The organism is Methylobacterium sp. Leaf466 (genome assembly GCF_001425565.1).
Classification (GTDB): Bacteria; Pseudomonadota; Alphaproteobacteria; order Rhizobiales; family Beijerinckiaceae; genus Methylobacterium.
Map to the genome: position 1 here is coordinate 193,531 of NZ_LMRC01000031.1, position 17,615 is coordinate 211,145.

A 17,615-nucleotide genomic window follows, 5' to 3' on the forward strand; every position below is an offset into this window, starting at 1 on the left:
GATCGACCGCGGCGCCGTCAGGTGCAGGATGCCGCCGACGATCTGCCACCACAGCCACCAGCCGTTGAGGTCGTTGTTGACCATCCACGGCGGTTGGCCGGCCATTCGCCAGATCAGCAGATAGACCCCGCTATCGTAGTCCCGAACCACGCAACAACGATCCCTATCATAAGCCGATCTAATTATTGGTCATTAAGACTTGCCAACCTCACGATATGCGGAGTAAAATGATAGGGTGTCAGTCGTGAAGTTGGCAAGTTTTTAGGCAACAATCCTTAGGTCACCCTCTCACCGACAGCGGTGATCATTGGACAGTACTTATCAGATGAGCGGTTCTCCCACGACTTGCCCGGCTTGCACTTCACCATCTTGAGCCCATTGGCTGCGAAAACCTCTTCGATATGCTCGGGGCTGAAGCCGTAGTAGTGCTTGTTGAACTCGTAATCATTCCCGCCATACGTCAGATAGACAAAAAACTGGTGATCAATCCATCCGTTTACATACTGGCGGGTAATCTCTTTAATGTCGGGGACAATAATCGTGGCCTTCCCGCCAATCTTAAGAAGCGTGACCCACTCACGCAAAACCTTGTTCACTTCAAATCGATTGAAGTGCTCCAAGATGTTTGCGGCGTACACCTCATCGTATTTGTCTTTTTCCTCTTTTGGAAAACTGCGAGCATCGCAAACCACCTCAATATCTGGAAGTGGTCTGATGTCATGGTGGATATACCCAGGCTGAGGCTTATTTCCCGCGCCGATCTCAAGCTTCAGTAATTCCGCCTCAACCTTATTTTCTTCAGACATGGTGTCTCCTGCCAATTTCAGTTAGCTCAGTTATTGAAATGAGCGCGAGTTGTTTCATATACAAACTGCGCTCAATTATCCGATGTACTTTCAAGGCCCTTGTTCTTGAGCCATTTTTCGAGATCGCCGGCGTCAACAATGACTTTCTCACCTCGCTTCCCAGCGGTCTCAGCTATTTGAATGGCGTGATCAGCACGCTCACACCATTCGTCGTAATTAGCTTGTAGCCCACCCCCATTTGAAGCAAGCTTGCGGATGCGGTTGAAGTCTTTCCGCGTATACCATGCGATCATCAAGACGCCGCTGCGTGCTTGATCTGCCAAGGCTTCCTCCGACACCTTACGAAGGTTCTGAGATAATGAAATTTTTGGCGTTGTGTTTGACTAGGACGTCATCTCCGTCAAAATCGGCAACTTTCTGCGCAACGCACCGAAACTCTCGTGTGAAGAGGTCCATCTTGGAAATGGGACCATCTTTCACGAAATCCGGCAATTCAAGACCCGTTTCGACGCGCACATCGTATTTGAGCAGGCGCCAGGGGTGATGACCGATCGCCTCTAAAAATCGAGAGTTCGTCAGCCCGTTGAGATGATCCACCGTGGGCCTCTCATCAAGGGTGCGAGAGCCCATGAACCATTTGGATTCAGGGTCCAGATGTTCCCATGTCGTGTGTCCGGCGATGTGGCCGCCACGGCGGGCGTAGAACAGAGGGCTGACGGTGAGATACGCGACGCCGCCAACTTTTAGAACCCGCTGCATTTCGGAGAGTGTGTGCGGGAGATCAATGACATGCTCAAGGACCGAATGTGATGCGATGAAATCGACGCTACGATCAGGAAGTGGAATGGTAAGGGCGTCAGCCGAGTGCAGAAATTTGACGTCGCTTTCAAAGTTTTTTGAGTAATCAAAAATATCCAAGCCATACGCATGTTTGAAGTAGTTTTTCCAAAAGTGTATATAGCCCCCGAATTGCCCGCATCCAAATTCGAGGTAAACTTTATTAGCTTTAGGCGTAAGTTTATAAACCGGCTCCAAGAAAGTCCGAAGGTTTTCAAATAATGGCGTGGCTTTTGAGATGTAGTCTGGATCTACCATAAGCCTACTCAGATTTGATTGGAGTGACGCAAAGCTGGCTTCCGCGCCCAGAGAACGGTTAGTCACGGCTCAAAGCTGGTTGTGGGCCGTGACATGCCGCTCAGGCAGGATTAGCCACCTCTTCCGCCTGAAAGGTCGTCCCACGCTTTGTCGAAGCTATATTTAGCAGGCTTTCGATGTGGTCTTGAGATTTGCTCCAGAAAAGCATACGCTCAAGGTTGACCGAGGACATCACTGCGGCTCGAACCGAGTCTAGCTTTCCCCCAATGGTGTCGTCCATCCTGATCTCCGGCGGTTAGGCGAACAGTCGCGTGGGTAAGTGGTTGACGCGAAATCACGCTCGGGCACAAGGGGGAATGTCGATCGGCCAGCTTGCGGCTAGGCGCATCTCTTAACCGCGTTCATGCTGTTGCCTGCATCTGAGGCTGTCAAGACAGGCATCGAAAGGCGCCTGTTTCGATGCCGAGTGCTGGTGATGGGTGCAACAAAAAGCCCTGCTCCGGCGAACCGGGCGTGTGATCAGCCCCCATTGAAGTGGTCCGCCCTTTGGTATGGCTTTTGAGCCTGGAGGACGGACGAGATGGCAAAGCACCCGAAGCCCGAGGAGATCGTCGCCAAGCTACGGCAGGCGGATGTGCTGATCTCACAGGGCCAGAGCGTGGCCGATACAATCCGCGCGCTCGGCGTGAGTTCAGTGACATACTACCGGTGGCGGCGTGAGTTTGGCGGCCTGAAGTCGGATCAGGTTCGACGGATGAAGGATCTGGAGACCGAGAACGCTCGGCTGCGAAAGGCAATTGCGGATCTTACCCTCGACAAGCTGATCTTGCAGGAGGCGTCCCGGGGAAACTTCTGAGCCCCGCGCGCCGACGCGCCTGTGTCGAGCACATCATGCTGACGATGACCGNACCCTCGACAAGCTGATCTTGCAGGAGGCGTCCCGGGGAAACTTCTGAGCCCCGCGCGCCGACGCGCCTGTGTCGAGCACATCATGCTGACGATGACCGTCTCCGAGCGCCGCGCCTGTCGGGCGCTCGGACAGCATCGCTCGACACAGCGCAAGGTACCGCGGGGCCGCGACGACGAAGAGGCGCTGACGGCTGATCTCGTGGCGTTGGCCGAGAAGTACGGGCGCTACGGCTACCGCAAGATCAGTGCGTTGTTGAAGGCGGCCGGGTGGTTCGTCAACGACAAGCGCGTCGAACGCATTTGGCGGCGTGAGGGGCTGAAAGTGCCGGCCAAGCAGCCCAAGCGAGGGCGGATCTGGGACAACGACGGCTCCTGTGTTCGTCTTCGCCCGGAACACCGCAATCACGTNCATTTGGCGGCGTGAGGGGCTGAAAGTGCCGGCCAAGCAGCCCAAGCGAGGGCGGATCTGGGACAACGACGGCTCCTGTGTTCGTCTTCGCCCGGAACACCGCAATCACGTGTGGTCGTATGACTTTGTCGAGGCGCGCACGCATGACGGACGCAAGATCCGGATGCTCAACGTGGTCGATGAGTTCACCCATGAATGCCTGGCGATTCGGGTCGCCCGTAAGCTGAAAGCGATCGACGTCATCGATGTGCTCTCGGACTTGTTCATCCTGCGTGGCGTGCCGGGCCATATTCGTTCGGATAACGGACCGGAGTTCGTTGCGAAGGCCGTTCAAGCTTGGATTACCGGCGTCGGAGCAAAGACAGCCTACATCACGCCAGGCTCACCGTGGGAGAATGGGTACGTCGAGAGCTTCAACGCTCGTCTGCGCGACGAACTCCTCAACGGCGAGATATTCTACACACTCAGGGAAGCGCAGGTTGTCATCGAAAGCTGGCGACGTCACTACAGCACCGTGCTCCCGCATGCCTCTCTGGGATACCGGCCCCCGGCACCGGAAGTGTTCATGCCAGCCTTCTCCGCTTGGCCGGCTGCGCTCGCCCGACCAGCTCCACCGGCCAAGCTACCCGTAGCGGAGCGGCCAACCGCGCACTAACTTTAACCTTGGACCACCGCGTGGGGGCCGATCAGCGCGGTGACCGCCGGGTTGCCGGCCACGATCCGGTTCTCGCTGCCCTCTTCTCCGCTTGGCCGGCTGCGCTCGCCCGACCAGCTCCACCGGCCAAGCTACCCGTAGCGGAGCGGCCAACCGCGCACTAACTTTAACCTTGGACCACCGCGTGGGGGCCGATCACTCTAAGATCGGGCTCGCCAACCTCGACTACAACCTCAAGCGCTTCCTCTGGATCGATTGCCGGCCGATGGCGGCCTTAGGCAATCGCGGGATGACCACCGAGCCCGCTCACGCTCGCCGCCAGATTGCCAGAAGCCCAGTCCGATCACGTCAAAAAGCGGCGGGCGACGTCAAATCGACGGCCAAACCCTGCAATTGTGCGGTTCTTCGAGGTGTCCTCACGCCAGAGCAGGCCGAGCGGAACCCGTGTCCGTGCAGCCGGGGTAGAACCAAATCAGCCATCCTCCGTTCGTGAAGACTCGCAATCTGTCCCGCAGGTGCTGACGTTGGATCAACCTATTAACTGACGCGAAGACCATTACAGTATCCACGAAACAATCATAGAGGTCATTTTCTATCGGGTGAAAAATATTATAAAGTTAACGTTTAAAATAAAATCATTGCTGTTTTTGTTTCACGTCGTGGGAAAATAGCAGGGCCCTTTCGATTGTCTTATTTATCGCCTCCTGGGCAGTGGCTTGATTTGGGGCCGTTAATCCAATTATTGTGAACATACTGCCAAGCGCATCGGCGATATGCCCTGTAGCTTCTCCGATCCTATCTGGGTTGCCATCAAATAGTTCAGGATAAATTTCATTAGTAGCTTTCATTATTTCTTGATATAAGTTTTTCATATGGATTATTCGCTGTGCGCTAAGCTGATGTAGTGGGATACAATATTTTGCATTGTCGAATCAAGGGGCAGTTGGTTCATCCCACTGCAACGTTGTCAGGTCAACGTCTGCGCGGCGCCGCTTGGTGCGATCTGATTCAAGGATGCCGATGAGAGGATCGGCATGGGGGATCAGATTTTTGCGAAGGAACGGCTACGGCTGATGTTGGAGGACTTTGCTCGGATCGGCGATCCGCCCGAAGCTTGCAAGGTCAAGTACCAGCTGGGGGAGGTTCTGTTTCTGGCGACTTGCCCCTGAACCGGCCCGGGTTTCTCGGAGGCCATTTGGTTTGGATCAGGCCGCCAAGGCTTGCACCTCGGTCTGGGTATAGTAACGCGCTTCGGCCTCGGCGGGAGGGATATTCCCGATCGCTTCGAGCAGACGACGGGTGTTGAACGAATCGACCCATTCAAGGGTGGCGAACTCGACGGCTTCGAACGATCGCCAGGGGCCGCGCCGGTGGATCACCTCGGTCTTGAACAGGCCGATGATCGTCTCGGCGAGAGCATTATCGTAGCTGTCCCCGACGCTTCCGACGGAGGGTTCGACACCTGCCTCGGCGAGACGCTCGGTGTAGCGGATGCTGACGTATTGCGACCCGCGGTTGGAATGACAGACAAGACCGCCGCCGGCGAAGGGGAGGCGCTCGTGCAGGGCCGACTCCAGGGCATCGAGCACGAAGTCCGCCCGCGCCCAACGTGATACGCGCCAGCGGACGATCCGGCGGGCAAAAACGTCGACGACAAAGGCCGCGTAGACGAAGCCGCTCGGGTCGCGACGTAGGTGAAGTCGGCGACCCACAGCCTGTTCGGGTGGGCGGCCTTGAACTGCCGGTTGACCCGGTCGAGTGGGCACGCCGCGCCTGGATCAGGGATCGTCGTCCGGACTGTCTTGCCCCGTACAATGCCCTACAGACCCATCGCTCGCATCAGCCGTGCAACGGTGCAACGAGCCGCCGTGATCCCCTCACGGGCGAGTTGCCGCCAGATCTTGCGCACGCCGTAGACGCAGAAGTTCGCCTCGTACACGCGCCGGATCTCGGTCATCAGCACCGCATCCCGCTTGGATCGTGCTGACAGACTACCGGGATCGGTCCGCCGCGCGGCATGGGCGTGATACGTCGACGGAGCGATCGGCAGCACGCGGCAGATCGGCTCGACCCCGTAGGCCACACGGTGATCGTCGATGAACGCGATCATCGCTTGAACGGGCGGTCGAGCTCCGCCTGGGCAAAATACGCCGATGCTTTTCTCAGGATCTCGTTGGCCTGCCGGAGTTCGCCAACCTCTCGCTCCAGCGCCTTGATCCGCTCGCGCTCGTCCGTCGTCGGGCCGGCTCGTTGGCCCTGTTCCTGCTCGGCTTGGCGGACCCAATTCCGCAGCGTCTCACCCGAGCAGCCGATCTTGGCGGCGATCGAGCGGATCGCACCGTATTGAGAGCCGTGCTCGCCCTGGTGATCCAATACCATCCGCACAGCGCATGCACGGACCTCAGTGGAAAAGGGTGCTGTTCGCTTCGTCATGGCTCCATCCTCGCAAGAGTTGGAGCCTCCGAAAATCCCGGCGCGGTTCAGTAAACGCTTGCTAATTTATATGCTAAAGCTTCATATAGGATTTAAATCTTGACATTAATGCGGTTTTTGCTATGCTGACGTTGTTGGCTGGTAAACCGGGGCACCGCTTCGGTGCCGGCCAACGCTGAACCAGGAGAGGCATCATGCATCGGCGATCACGACCGCAGCGGCATCGACCGCCATCGTGCGCCAGCCAGCGCCCGCTTCTCACCAGCACCTCCACAGAAGGCCCCCATCACGGGGGCCTTCGTCGTTTCAGGAGCCCGAAAATGGCGATCCAGTTCATTCCCGCACCCGTCACCGAGACCCCGCTCACGCCCCAGCCGCCCGCACTCGTGCTGTTTGGCCGTGATCGCGGCGGCAAGCCCCGCGCCGCCTGGTTCGATGGCCATCAGGCCGAGGCCGCGAGAGCCGCGGCCGATCCGATGAAGCTACGAGCCCTGCCGCTCGCCGATGACGACCAGCGTGCGCTCGCAGCGCAGCTCGCACACGGCCGCATTCTGCCGAGCGGCAAGGCGCATGTGCCCGGCCTCCGCCGCGACCTCTACAGCCGCCTCGTGGCGCTGGCCGGCGAAAGCGCCGGGCTCAGCATCACCGAACGTCCCGATGATCGATGCGAGCCGGTCGCCGTGGCGGCCGCGGCCGGGGCTGATGCCGTCGGCGACATCGAGCAGGCGGAGCGGCCCGCGCCGAGCGAGCCTTATCGGTGCACCGCGGCGGCGCTCGAGCCGGTGACGGCGACCGATGCATCAAACGGCCCGGCCAAACCAAAGTTCCGCGACCACAACTTCGTCGGCAGCCCCGTGCCCCGCGAGCGCGACGAGATCGGGCTTGGTAGTGTCGTCCTCGCCCATGAGGGCGCCGACGAGGGTTGGTGGGAAGCCGAGATCATCGGCATGAACGGCCGGGTCTTCTCCTGCCGCTGGCGGGACTATCCCCACCAGGGCACCTTTTTGCGCAAGCGGGGTGAGCTCGCCCTGATGCCCCCCGGCGAGGCCTAGCCGCCGGCGACCATTCCGCCCGGGTCAGGCACCGCCGGCCCGGGCACCCCCGCGGCGACCCTGCGTGTCCGCCGTACCCCGCCCCATCCCCATACAGTCCCGCGAGGCTTCCATGGCGTACATTTCCCCTACAATAGGCACCTTATGGTTCTGTCGACCCTTGACTTCGGCTCTGTGTAAGAGCTTGGCAGCGTTCAGTGTCATGGCAGCTCGCGACAGACCGCCTTTTGAGACGGGGTTCATAATCCAGGCGCACAAGCCCGCGAACAGTACCGGCTTGTGGCCGGAAAAGGACGCCTTCGGTGAGGCCAGGACCGCGATCACCTCTCTCGTGTCGAAGGTTTTCCAGGCGTACTGAGCGAATCGGCGTTTTGTGACCGCACCGGCCGCCTTGCGCTGCGCCGCCTGATCGGCATGGAACCGGAGCAGCACATCCTCAACGGTCCGTGAGTCGCTATAATCCGTCATCCAACTGATCTCCGCCCTGCGCCCGTTGCCATATTGCCCGCCAGCGTTGCCTCCGCTTTTTGATCTACGGTGGAACACCCGCATATGCGTCAGGTGGCAGACGATCCCCCCGGCGAGACGAACGTCGCCCACTGCTCCATCAGGTCACGACGACGGTCGAGCAAATCGCTGCGGGCGTAGGCCGCTTCGACCCGGTTCTCGACAGCGTGCGCCAACGCCATCTCGGCAACCTCCCGCGGCAGGCTCGTACGCTCGGCCGCCCAATCGCGAAAAGACGAGCGGAATCCGTGCGCCGTGATTGGGAGCTTCATACGACGCAGGGCCATTAGGAACACCATGTTTGAAAGTGGCTTCTCGCCCGAGCGGCCCGGGAAGACGAGGGCGCTGCCCCCCGCGAGCTCGCGAGCTCTCGCGAGAATCTCGATGCTGCGGGTGCTGAGCGGTACGCGGTGCTCGCGCTTGGCCTTCATGCGCATGGCCGGGACTGTCCACAGCCTCTCCACCACGTTGATCTCGTCCCAACGCGCACCCAGCACCTCGCTCGTGCGTGACGCCGTGAGGATCAAAAACTTGAAGGCGAGGCGGGCGATTTCGCCAGTCTCGGAGTGTCGCAACTGGCTGACGAAGTTGGGCACGGACGCATACGGCAGGGCGGCATGGTGCTCGTCCCGGTCACCCTGCTTCGGCAGCCCTTTGGCGACACCTTCGACGGGATTTTCACCACTTCGATGACCGGCGGCTTTGGCCCAGTCGAGCACGGTGCCGATGCGCTGGCGCACGCGACGGGCGGTCTCGGGCTTGGTCAACCAAATCGGCGCGAGGACGCGCAGCACGTCGGGGGTGTCGATCTGATCGACGCGGCGCACCCCGAGTTGCGGGCAGGCGTACTGCTGCAGGGTATTACGCCATTGCTGGGCGTGCTTGGCGTTGGCCCAGGATGTACGATGCTCGGAGTGGACGAGCTCAACCGCTTCGGCGAACGTTGGGACGATCACCTGCGCCTTTCTGCGCTCAACGAGCGGATCACCGCCTTCCCGTGCGAGCTTCCGATAGGCCAATGCACGCTCACGCGCTTCGGCCAGCGTCACGAGGCCTGCACCGCCCAAACCGATGTCCCGACGGCGGCCCTGCACGACGAGGCGCAGCAGCCAGCGTTTTGCGCCAGATGGATCAACGACGAGGTAGAGGCCGTTGCCATCAGCGTAGCGGCCTGGCTTTTTGAACTGCCGCACTTGCACTGCAGTGAGCGCCTTTTCCGGGTGCTTGCCCCTACTTTTCACAAATCCTCCGCCGAACTGGGGTACCCCACATTCCTTACCACATCACGGCTCGGATGTGGTGGGTTTCGGCTGGACCGCTTCGGACTGCCATTACCAGCTAAGTCGCTGCTATGTATTGCAGATTGGACCACTTCGGACATTGTCGAAGCTTAGTAGGGCGGTCTCCGTCTCCGCCATTCACGATGTCTCCTTCACAACTCCCTGCAGCGAAACGGTTTTCGTTTGCGTGCGACACGCGGGCGTTTCCCATTCCTCGCAACGGGGTCGGGTACCCGAACGACACGGTCGTATCGAGGCGCAGAGAGAGGACGGCCCGAGTGTGGCGATTGTCCCCCGTCGCGAAACGAGACTGCGCGCTCCCGAGGCCGAGCGATGCCGTGCCGGACCTTGCGGCTGCGCTCCAAGACGGGCTTGTGCCCTTCTGCGTCGAGGGTGTCCGACGACGCTATCCCAGCGCTCGGAAGCGACCGCCTCCGTTTTCCGGTCGTCCGGGACGATGGTCGGTTGGCGGAAGGGTCGCCGCCATTCGGCACGTCTCCATCGGGGGCCGCTTCCGGCCAATCGGGTCCGCGGGCGATCCATCGTGTGTCTGACGTCCCAGGGGGGCCGAGCCATCCGCGACCGTCGCAGGAGAGGGAGTGTCGGCGGGCCGACCCACTTCCCACCGGCAGACATCGGCCCACGGGCGGGCGGGATCGCGGTGCGGCCACGCTGCGTCGCATCCGGATTTGCGCTGGATCAAGGACACGTCCCCGGCCGGGATTAGGCTGCGTCGTCGGGCAACAACGGACGCTTCCATGTCGGCACTTCAGAACATCAAGAACGTCATCGTCGGACTGACCGAGGAGGGCCAGGAGAACGAGCCCTCCGACGCCATCGGCTACGGCCTGTCGCTCGCGGTGGCGGCGCGAGCGCATCTGACCGTGCAGGCGGCCTCGCCGCGTCTGGTCGTCACCAGCGCCCTCGGGGGAGGTCTGGTCCGTGGCCTCGTCGCCGAGGAGAACCGGCGTCTCGACGGCCTGAGCCGGGCCGTTGCGGACCGGGTCCTCCACGACGCGGCCTTGGCCGGCGTCGCTTGCACCGTGGCCAGCCCGCAGTTGAGGCATCAGGACGTCCTGGCCGCCTTCGCCGCCAGGGCCCGGCTGCACGACCTCACGATCCTGGATTCGGAGACGCACACCATCGACCTCGACCGCGAGCTGATCGAGGCGACGCTGTTCCGCAGCGGCCGGCCCGTCATCGTCGTGCCGGCCGGCCACGACACCTTTGCCGGGCGGCGCATCGTCATCGCCTGGGATGGCGGCGCGCATGCCGCCAGAACCGTCAACGACGCGCTCCCGTTCCTGCGGGCGGCCGAGGCCGTCGAGATCGTCTCGGTCGTCGGCGAAAAGGAGCTGCCGACGTCGGTCGCCGGGGCCGAACTGGCGCCGCACCTCGCCCGCCACGGCATTGCCGCCACGGTGAACGACCTGGCACTGAGGCCGGACGGCGATATCGCCGAGACCCTCCGCGGCGAGATCGCTCGCTACGGGGCGGACATGATGGTGATGGGCGCCTACCGGCACGGCCCGGTGCGCCAATGGATCTTCGGCGGACTGACGCAGTCGCTCATGGAGGCCTGCCCGGTGCCGCTGTTCCTCGCTCATTGAGCGGTCGCCTCACCCACCATCGGACGGCCGCTCGTGACACGGCCCCTTCACGAGCCCGCAGCATCCCATGTGGGAACCGCGCGGTGGATCGAGGGGCGACCAAGCGCTGCCCAACGGTGACTTCCTCACCGGCGGGCGAGGGGCTCCCGGCGGCTGCAGCCGATCCTCGGGGTCGACCGGACGGAGCTGGGGGGATCCGAGAATTCAGCGTTCGAGCGACTTCAGGTAGGCGATCACGTCCGCGACCTGATCGGGATCGAGGCGAAACTCCGGCATGGTCGGGTGCCCGGTGGTGATGCCCTCCGCCAGGGCCTCGCCGAGATCCTCCACCGGATACTTCGTGTGGAGGGTCCGGAACGCGGGCGCGCCCGCGAGCGGGCTCGCGTCGGCGCGCCCGACGGCGTGGCATCGCGCGCAGTTCGCCCCGACGAAGGTCTTTCCACGCTGGACCTGCCCGTCTGTCGCGGACGCCCCGGACGGCAGGAGCCCGGCGAGCAGAAGCGAGAGGCAGGCGAGACGCTTGGACATGGGACGGCTCCGGGTTCGATGATCGGCAAAGCCCACGACGGGCCGAATTCGTCGGCTCGCGGTCGACTGACGCACAGTCGGGGATGGCATTCGCAACACCCGCTCAGGTCGGCCGGGTGCCGGGGCCGGTCTCGTAGGCGACGACGTCGATGGCGACCCGCATGTCCGCGGGAGCGGCATCCTCACCCCAGGCCCAGTCGCGCACCTGCGGCAGGTCCTCCCCGGTGGCGCAGACGTGCTCGCGGTGCAGCGCCAGGAGGTCGCGCAATTCCTCCTCGACGTGCTCGACGCGCGGCCCGAGCCCGGTCGACCACTCGAGGGCGGCGAGCGCCAGGTGATAGCGGTCGAGCCCGTTCAGCACCGCCATGTCGAAGGGGGTCGTGGTCGTGCCCTCCTCGACGAAGCCGTGGACGTGGATGCCCGCGTGGTTGGTGCGCCGGTAGGTCAGGCGATGGATCAGCCACGGATAGCCGTGGTAGGCGAACACCACCGGCCGGTCGCGGGTGAACAGGCTGTCGAAGGTGGCGTCGTCGAGCCCGTGCGGATGCATGCCGGGCGACGGCAGCGTCATCAGGTCGACGACGTTCACCACCCGGATCCGGATCGTCGGGATGCGCCGGCGCAGCCATTCGACGGCCGCCAGGGTCTCCATGGTGGGCACGTCCCCGGCGCAGGCCATGACCACGTCGGGCTCGGCCCCGCCGTCGTTCGAAGCCCATTCCCACACGCCGATGCCCGCCGTGCAATGCCGGGCCGCCTCGTCCACGCCCAGCCACTGCGGGGCCGGCTGCTTGCCGGCGACGACGACGTTGATGCGGTCGTGCGTACGCAGGCAATGGTCCATCACCCAGAGCAGGCAGTTGGCGTCCGGCGGCAGGTAGACCCGCGCCGTATCGCCCTTCTTGTTGGCGATGAAGTCGATGAAGCCGGGGTCCTGGTGGCTGAAGCCGTTCTGGTCCTGGCGCCAGACGTGCGAGGTCAGCAGGATGTTGAGCGAGGGCACGGGCTTGCGCCAGGCCAGCGCGCGGGAGGCCTTGAGCCACTTGGCGTGCTGGTTCACCATCGAATCGACGATGTGGATGAAAGCCTCGTAGCAGGCGAAGACGCCGTGGCGTCCGGTGAGCAGGTAGCCTTCGAGCCAGCCCTCGCAGAGATGCTCGGACAGGACCTCCATCACCCGCCCCTGCCGGGCCATGTGCTCGTCGGTGGGCAGGATGGCGTCGCGCCACACACGGTCGGTGACGTCGAAGACGGCGTCGAGGCGGTTGGACAGGGTCTCGTCCGGACCCATGACCCGGAAGTTGCGGGCCTCGGCGTTGAGGGCGAGCACGTCGCGCAAGTAGCGGCCGAGGACCCGCGTGCCCTCGGCGACCGCCCTGCCGTGGGACGGCATCGCGACGGCGTAGGCGGCGAGGTCGGGCAGGCGCAGCGGCCGCGGATCSCGCCCGCCGTTGGCGTGCGGATTGGCGCTGAGCCGACGGTCGCCGCGGGGATGCAGGGCGGCCAGCGCCGGCACGAGACGGCCGGCCTCGTCGAAGAGTTCCTCGGGCCGGTAGGAGCGCATCCAGCGCTCCAGGATCGCCAGATGCTCCGGGGTCTCGCGCAGCGCCGCCACCGGGACCTGATGCGACCGCCAGGTCCCCTCCACCGGCTTGCCGTCGACGACCTTCGGCCCGGTCCATCCCTTCGGGCTGCGCAGCACGATCATCGGCCAGGTCGGCCGGCCGACGTCGCGGTGCTGGGCCGCCTCACGGATCTCGGCGATACGGTCGAGGGCGTCGTCCAGGGCCGTCGCCATGGCCTGGTGCATCGGGCCGGGCTCGTCGCCCTCGACGAACAGCGGCTCGTAGCCGTAGCCGACGAGAAGGCTGCGCAGCTCCGCCGCCGGCATCCGCGCCAGCAGGGTCGGATTCGCGATCTTGTAGCCGTTGAGGTGGAGGATCGGCAGGACGGTGCCGTCGCCGACGGGATCGAGGAACTTCGACGCGTGCCAGGAGGCGGCGAGCGGTCCGGTCTCGGCCTCGCCGTCTCCGACCACGCAGGCGACGATCAGGCCCGGGTTGTCCAGCGCCGCCCCGAAGGCGTGGATCAGCGAGTACCCGAGTTCGCCGCCCTCGTGGATGGAGCCGGGCAGTTCCGGCGAGGCGTGGCTCGGGATGCCGCCGGGGAACGAGAACTGTCGGAACAGGCGGCGCATGCCGTCGGTGTCGTCGCCGACATCCGGGTAGACCTCGCTGTAGGTCCGTTCGAGCCAGGCATTGGCCACCAGACCGGGCGCGCCGTGGCCCGGTCCCCACACGGCCATCATGTCGAGGTCGCGCAGGACGATGGCCCGGTTCAGGTGCGCGGAGATGAAGTTCAGGCCCGGCGTCGTGCCCCAGTGGCCGAGGAGCCGCGGCTTGACGTGCCCGAGGATCAGGGGCTCGCGCAGCAGCGGGTTGTCGAGGAGGTAGATCTGGCCGACCGAGAGGTAGTTCGCCGCCCGCCAATAGGCGTCGATGGCCGCAAGGTCGTCCGGCCCGAGGGGGCCGGGCACGACATCGAGATGGACCGGCGCGTCGCCGAGATCGCCGAGGGCGGGAAGCTTCGGATCGCTCGCAAATGGCATCTAGGATTCCCGCGCGCTGGAGGGTGACGCTCCACCCCATCGGCGGCTTTCCTCGCATTCCGTTCCGGCCGGTTCTTTGATCTGGATCATGCCGGGCTCGGCCGGGCCGTGCCACTCGGGGGCTTGCCCGGAGATGCGCGTGATCCTCGTCCTCAATGCCGGTTCGTCCAGCCTGCGCTGCGCTTTGTTCCGGGGCGGCGCGGAGGCCGCCCTCCTGCGCGTCCACGTCGCCGGGATCGGCGGTGCCGATACGCCGACGGTCACGGGCGACCTCGATTTCGACGGCGAGCCGCCGGTCGGGGCCGACCTCGTGGCGGTCGCCGGCTGGGTCCTCTCGCGCCTGCGCCGCCGGCCGGACCTCCGCCTCCGGGCGGTCGCTCACCGGATCGTCCACGGCGGCGCCCGCCGGGACGGCCCCGCCCGCATCGATGCAGGCCTCATCGCGGAACTGGAGACGCTGGTGCCGTTCGCCCCGGGCCACCAGCCGCAGGGGCTCGCCTGCATCGCCGCCGTCGACGAGGCATGGCCGGGCATGGCGCAGGTCGCCTGTTTCGACACCGCCTTCCACCGCACCCAGGACCGCCTCGCGCAGATCGAGGCGATCCCGCGCGGCCTGACCGAGGACGGACTCCTGCGCTTCGGCTTCCACGGCCTGTCCTACGCCCACATCGCGGGGGTCCTGCCCCGGCTCGTCGGCGCGCGGGCCAGGAAACGGGTCGTCGTCGCCCATCTCGGGCACGGCGCCAGCCTCTGCGCCATCGCCGAGGGGCGCAGCGTCGCCACCACCATGGGCCTGACGACGCTGGGCGGCCTGATGATGGGCACCCGCTCCGGTACCGTCGATCCGGGCCTCGTGCTCCACCTGATCCGCTCGCGCGGCCTCGGCGCGTCCGAGGTCGCCGACCTCCTCGGCCGGCGCTCGGGCCTGCTCGGCGTCTCGGGCATCAGCGACGATGTCCGGGTCCTGGAGGCCAGCGACGCGCCCGAGGCGCGCGAGGCCCTCGACCTGTTCGCCTACCGGATCGCGCGCGAGACCGGCTCGCTGGCCGTTGCCCTCGGCGGTCTCGACGCCTTCGTGTTCACCGGCGGCATCGGCGAGAACGCAGCCTCCATCCGGGCCGCCGTCTGCGCGAGGCTCACGTTCCTCGGCCTCGACCTCGACCCGCAGCGCAATGCCGGGGGCCGTCCGCGCATCGACCGGACCGGCTCGGCCATCCCCATCCTCGTCATTGCCGCCGACGAAGAGCGCCAGATCGCCGACGAGACGTGGGGATTGATCGGTGGGGGCGCGCAACCGCGATGAGAAAGGTGGGTCGACCGCCCGTATCCGGCGCGGCGGGTCGCCGCGACCCCGTCGTCCCGTCAGGGCCGTCGGCCTTTGGGCTTGGCGCGTTTCCTCGCCGGTGCCGGCGGCGGCGGGGTGTCCTCGCCGGCCGAATCCTGATCGGTCGCGACGGGCGCCTGACGCGGCGTCGGCTTCGGCGCCGGCCGGAAACGCGGGCCCTCGTCGGGGTCCGTCACCGCCAGCAGGGGCGCCGGGCCGGGGTCCTTCCTCGGCCGGCCCCGAGGCTTCCTCTCCGGCTCGGCCTTGGGATCGAAGGCGTGCGCGATCACCTTGCGCATCACGCCGGGCAAAGGTTCACCCTCCAGGTCCCGGCGCGGGGTAAAGCGCATGCCGGCGGGTGCCGCGCCGCCCAGGCCGACCCTGGCGACGAACACCGTCAGTTCCAGCGGAAAATGCGTGAAGACGTGGCGGACGACACCCGGCAGGCGCTTCCAGCGGGCGTCCAGCGGCGCGTCGAGGAGCGCCCGGGCGACGTCGTAATCCGGCTGCCATGCGCTGGTCGGTGGCTCCGCCATGGCGCCGAGCAGCCCCTCGGGGGGGCGGGTTCGCAAAAGCACCGCCTCGTCGCCGCTGCGGATCGCCACGAAGGCGGCGCCCCGGCGCGGCACGCCGGGCACCTTCTTGAGCTTGCGCGGAAACGTCTCCTGGGTGCCCAGCGACCTGGCGCGGCAGGGCGCCATCCACGGACACAGCGCGCAGGCCGGGCGCTTGGGCGTGCACAGGGTGGCGCCCAGGTCCATGACGGCCTGGGCGAAGTCGCCCGGACGGTCCGGAGGCACGAGCTCCTGCGTGAGGGTGCGGATCGCCGGGCGCGCGGCGGGAATCGGGGTCTCGATGGCGAAGAGCCGGGTCACCACCCGCTCGACGTTGCCGTCGACCGCCGCCTCCTGGCGCCCGAAGGCGATCGCCGCGATGGCCCCGGCCGTGTAGGCGCCGACCCCGGGAAGCCTGCGCAAGCCGTCGAGGGTGTCTGGAAAGGCGCCGGCCGCCGCCACCGCCTTGGCGCAGGCGTGTAGGTTGCGGGCGCGCGAGTAGTAGCCGAGCCCGGCCCAGGCCGACATCACCGCCTCCTCGGGCGCCTGCGCCAACGCCGCCACGTCGGGAAACCGCGCCAGGAACGCCGCGAAATACGGCTTGACCGCCGCGATCGTCGTCTGCTGCAGCATCACTTCCGAGAGCCAGACACGGTAGGGGTCGGGCGACTCGCCGGGGAGCGCCCGCCAGGGCAGGACGCGACGATGCCGGTCGTACCAGGTCAGGAGATCTGTGGCCTGGGGCCGGAGGATCGACGCGTCGGACGCTGGCATGCGGCACGGTCCTTACGCGCAAGCTCGCCGTGGGTCCAAGCCTCCGTCCGAATGCGGCCGAGGGAAGCCCGGCGCCTCGACCGGAGCGGACGCGCCGTGATAGCCACGCTCGATCGCCACGCTTGGCCACCGCCTTCGAGAACAGGCCGTCATGCTCACGACCCAGGACCTCCTCACGACCCAGGACCTCATTCTCATCGAAGCGCGGGTCACCAACGAGGGGCCGAACGTCGGCCTCGCCTACGGCCTGTGGTTTGTCCTCGGTTTCCTGTCGGGGCACCGTTTCTACCTCGGCCGACCGATCTCGGCGATCTGCCAGATCGTGTTGTTCGTGGTGCTCATCGGGTTCGTCTGGCTCCTGGTGGACGCCTTCCTGATCCCCGGCATGGTCCGCGCCAAGCAGGCTGAGATCCGCGACCGTCTCGTCGCCCAGGCCCTGGCCAGGCTGTGATGCGCGGCGCCTCGGGCCGATCGGCCGTCGTGGTCGCCTCCGCCGGGCACAGGGTGCGGAGCTGAAGCGATGGCACGGATCAAGCCGCTGGCGGAACTGCTCGATTCCTGCGTCGGCAAGGCCTTTGCCGCGCAGGGCTTCGCCTCCACCGACATCATCGCGGCCTGGCCCGAGATCGTCGGCGAGCGCCTCGCCCGCTTCTGCCAGCCCTCCAGGATCGAATGGCCGCGGGGCAAGCGCGGCAACGAGAACGGCCGGCCCGACCCGGGCGCCCTGATCGTGCGCGTCGAAGGTGCGTTCGCCCTCGAACTGCAGCACCTCGCCCCGGTGGTGATCCAGCGGGTCAACGCCCACTACGGCTGGGCCTGCATCGGCCGGATCGTGCTGCGGCAGGGCCGGATCGAACGCCCCGCCCGTCGCCAGCCCCCCATTCCCCTCGATCCCGCCCGCCGCGGCGAAGTGGCGCTCGCGGTCTCCCGGATCGAGGACGACGGCCTGCGCGACGCCCTCGACCGCCTCGGGATCGCCATCGTCTCGGACACGCCACGGCGTTGAAGCGACGCCCATGCCTTGTCAGGCGGGCGAGAGGATTCTACCGCAGGCACCGACAGTTCGCTCAC

14 protein-coding genes, 4 pseudogenes and 1 other annotated feature are annotated in these 17,615 nt (G+C 65.2%); of the genes and pseudogenes, 8 read left to right on the forward strand and 10 right to left on the reverse strand.

The features are described from left to right. Window positions 1-275: 275 nt before the first annotated feature. The 3 genes from ASG59_RS12350 to ASG59_RS19975 all read right to left on the reverse strand — a co-directional run bounded on the left by ASG59_RS12350 (window position 276) and on the right by ASG59_RS19975 (window position 1,901). Window positions 276-806 (reverse strand): hypothetical protein, encoded by a 531-nt coding sequence (locus tag ASG59_RS12350; RefSeq protein WP_156399222.1) that lies wholly within the window; start codon window positions 804-806, stop codon window positions 276-278. A 71-nt stretch (window positions 807-877) separates the two neighbouring features. Next, on the reverse strand, window positions 878-1,129 hold the full coding sequence (locus ASG59_RS20560; RefSeq protein WP_156399223.1) for a hypothetical protein: 252 nt from the start codon (window positions 1,127-1,129) through the stop codon (window positions 878-880). A 16-nt stretch (window positions 1,130-1,145) separates the two neighbouring features. Further along, complete coding sequence (locus ASG59_RS19975) at window positions 1,146-1,901, reverse strand: methyltransferase domain-containing protein (protein WP_082528742.1); 756 nt, start codon at window positions 1,899-1,901, stop codon at window positions 1,146-1,148. Window positions 1,902-2,481: 580 nt separating this feature from the next. Between ASG59_RS19975 and ASG59_RS20570 the strand changes: the two are divergent. The 3 pseudogenes from ASG59_RS20570 to ASG59_RS12365 form a co-directional block, all read left to right on the forward strand. Beyond that, window positions 2,482-2,808 (forward strand): annotated as a pseudogene (locus ASG59_RS20570) (transposase); the annotation flags it as partial. Window position 2,809: 1 nt separating this feature from the next. Beyond that, a pseudogene (locus ASG59_RS20925) lies at window positions 2,810-3,218 on the forward strand (IS3 family transposase); the annotation flags it as partial. Window position 3,219: 1 nt separating this feature from the next. Continuing rightward, window positions 3,220-3,874 (forward strand): annotated as a pseudogene (locus ASG59_RS12365) (integrase core domain-containing protein); the annotation flags it as partial. A 635-nt stretch (window positions 3,875-4,509) separates the two neighbouring features. On the opposite strand, the gene ASG59_RS20580 reads toward ASG59_RS12365, so the two are convergent. Continuing rightward, the gene (locus tag ASG59_RS20580; protein WP_156399226.1) at window positions 4,510-4,746 is read right to left on the reverse strand and encodes a hypothetical protein; all 237 of its coding nucleotides are present in this window, start codon (window positions 4,744-4,746) and stop codon (window positions 4,510-4,512) included. A gap of 333 nt (window positions 4,747-5,079) precedes the next feature. Further along, window positions 5,080-6,307: pseudogene (locus tag ASG59_RS19985) on the reverse strand (IS3 family transposase). Further along, window positions 5,910-6,026: a sequence feature (AL1L pseudoknot), on the reverse strand. Its footprint overlaps the pseudogene before it by 117 nt. Before the next feature lie 320 nt (window positions 6,308-6,627). Here ASG59_RS19985 and ASG59_RS21290 point away from each other — a divergent pair. Further along, window positions 6,628-7,359, forward strand: coding sequence for a hypothetical protein (locus tag ASG59_RS21290; RefSeq protein WP_244475698.1), 732 nt, complete (start codon window positions 6,628-6,630; stop codon window positions 7,357-7,359). Window positions 7,360-7,383: 24 nt separating this feature from the next. Here ASG59_RS21290 and ASG59_RS20585 read toward each other — a convergent pair whose 3' ends face one another. Beyond that, window positions 7,384-7,827, reverse strand: coding sequence for a hypothetical protein (locus ASG59_RS20585; RefSeq protein WP_156399227.1), 444 nt, complete (start codon window positions 7,825-7,827; stop codon window positions 7,384-7,386). Window positions 7,828-7,916: 89 nt separating this feature from the next. After that, a complete protein-coding gene (locus ASG59_RS12390; protein WP_056409139.1) occupies window positions 7,917-9,107 on the reverse strand; it encodes a site-specific integrase in 1,191 nt (396 codons plus the stop codon). 797 nt (window positions 9,108-9,904) lie between these two features. Here ASG59_RS12390 and ASG59_RS12395 point away from each other — a divergent pair. Continuing rightward, a complete protein-coding gene (locus ASG59_RS12395) occupies window positions 9,905-10,756 on the forward strand; it encodes a universal stress protein (RefSeq protein WP_056409141.1) in 852 nt (283 codons plus the stop codon). A gap of 204 nt (window positions 10,757-10,960) precedes the next feature. On the opposite strand, the gene ASG59_RS12400 is transcribed toward ASG59_RS12395, so the two are convergent. After that, complete coding sequence (locus ASG59_RS12400; protein WP_056409143.1) at window positions 10,961-11,284, reverse strand: cytochrome c; 324 nt, start codon at window positions 11,282-11,284, stop codon at window positions 10,961-10,963. 103 nt (window positions 11,285-11,387) lie between these two features. Beyond that, entirely contained in the window at window positions 11,388-13,892 is a 2,505-nt protein-coding gene (locus ASG59_RS12405) for a phosphoketolase family protein (protein WP_056409145.1), read from the reverse strand. A gap of 139 nt (window positions 13,893-14,031) precedes the next feature. Between ASG59_RS12405 and ASG59_RS12410 the strand changes: the two genes are divergently transcribed. Continuing rightward, window positions 14,032-15,195 carry an acetate kinase gene (locus ASG59_RS12410; protein WP_244475699.1) on the forward strand — a complete coding sequence of 388 codons (1,164 nt, stop codon included), beginning with the start codon at window positions 14,032-14,034 and terminating at the stop codon, window positions 15,193-15,195. Window positions 15,196-15,254: 59 nt separating this feature from the next. Here the strand turns inward: ASG59_RS12410 and mutY are convergent, their stop codons facing one another. After that, window positions 15,255-16,544 carry an A/G-specific adenine glycosylase gene (gene mutY / locus ASG59_RS12415; protein WP_056409149.1) on the reverse strand — a complete coding sequence of 430 codons (1,290 nt, stop codon included), beginning with the start codon at window positions 16,542-16,544 and terminating at the stop codon, window positions 15,255-15,257. A 151-nt stretch (window positions 16,545-16,695) separates the two neighbouring features. Here mutY and ASG59_RS12420 point away from each other — a divergent pair, with 151 nt between their 5' ends. Beyond that, window positions 16,696-16,995 carry a TM2 domain-containing protein gene (locus ASG59_RS12420; RefSeq protein WP_056409151.1) on the forward strand — a complete coding sequence of 100 codons (300 nt, stop codon included), beginning with the start codon at window positions 16,696-16,698 and terminating at the stop codon, window positions 16,993-16,995. A gap of 69 nt (window positions 16,996-17,064) precedes the next feature. After that, a complete protein-coding gene (locus ASG59_RS12425; RefSeq protein ID WP_056409153.1) occupies window positions 17,065-17,550 on the forward strand; it encodes a DciA family protein in 486 nt (161 codons plus the stop codon). Window positions 17,551-17,615 lie beyond the last annotated feature (65 nt).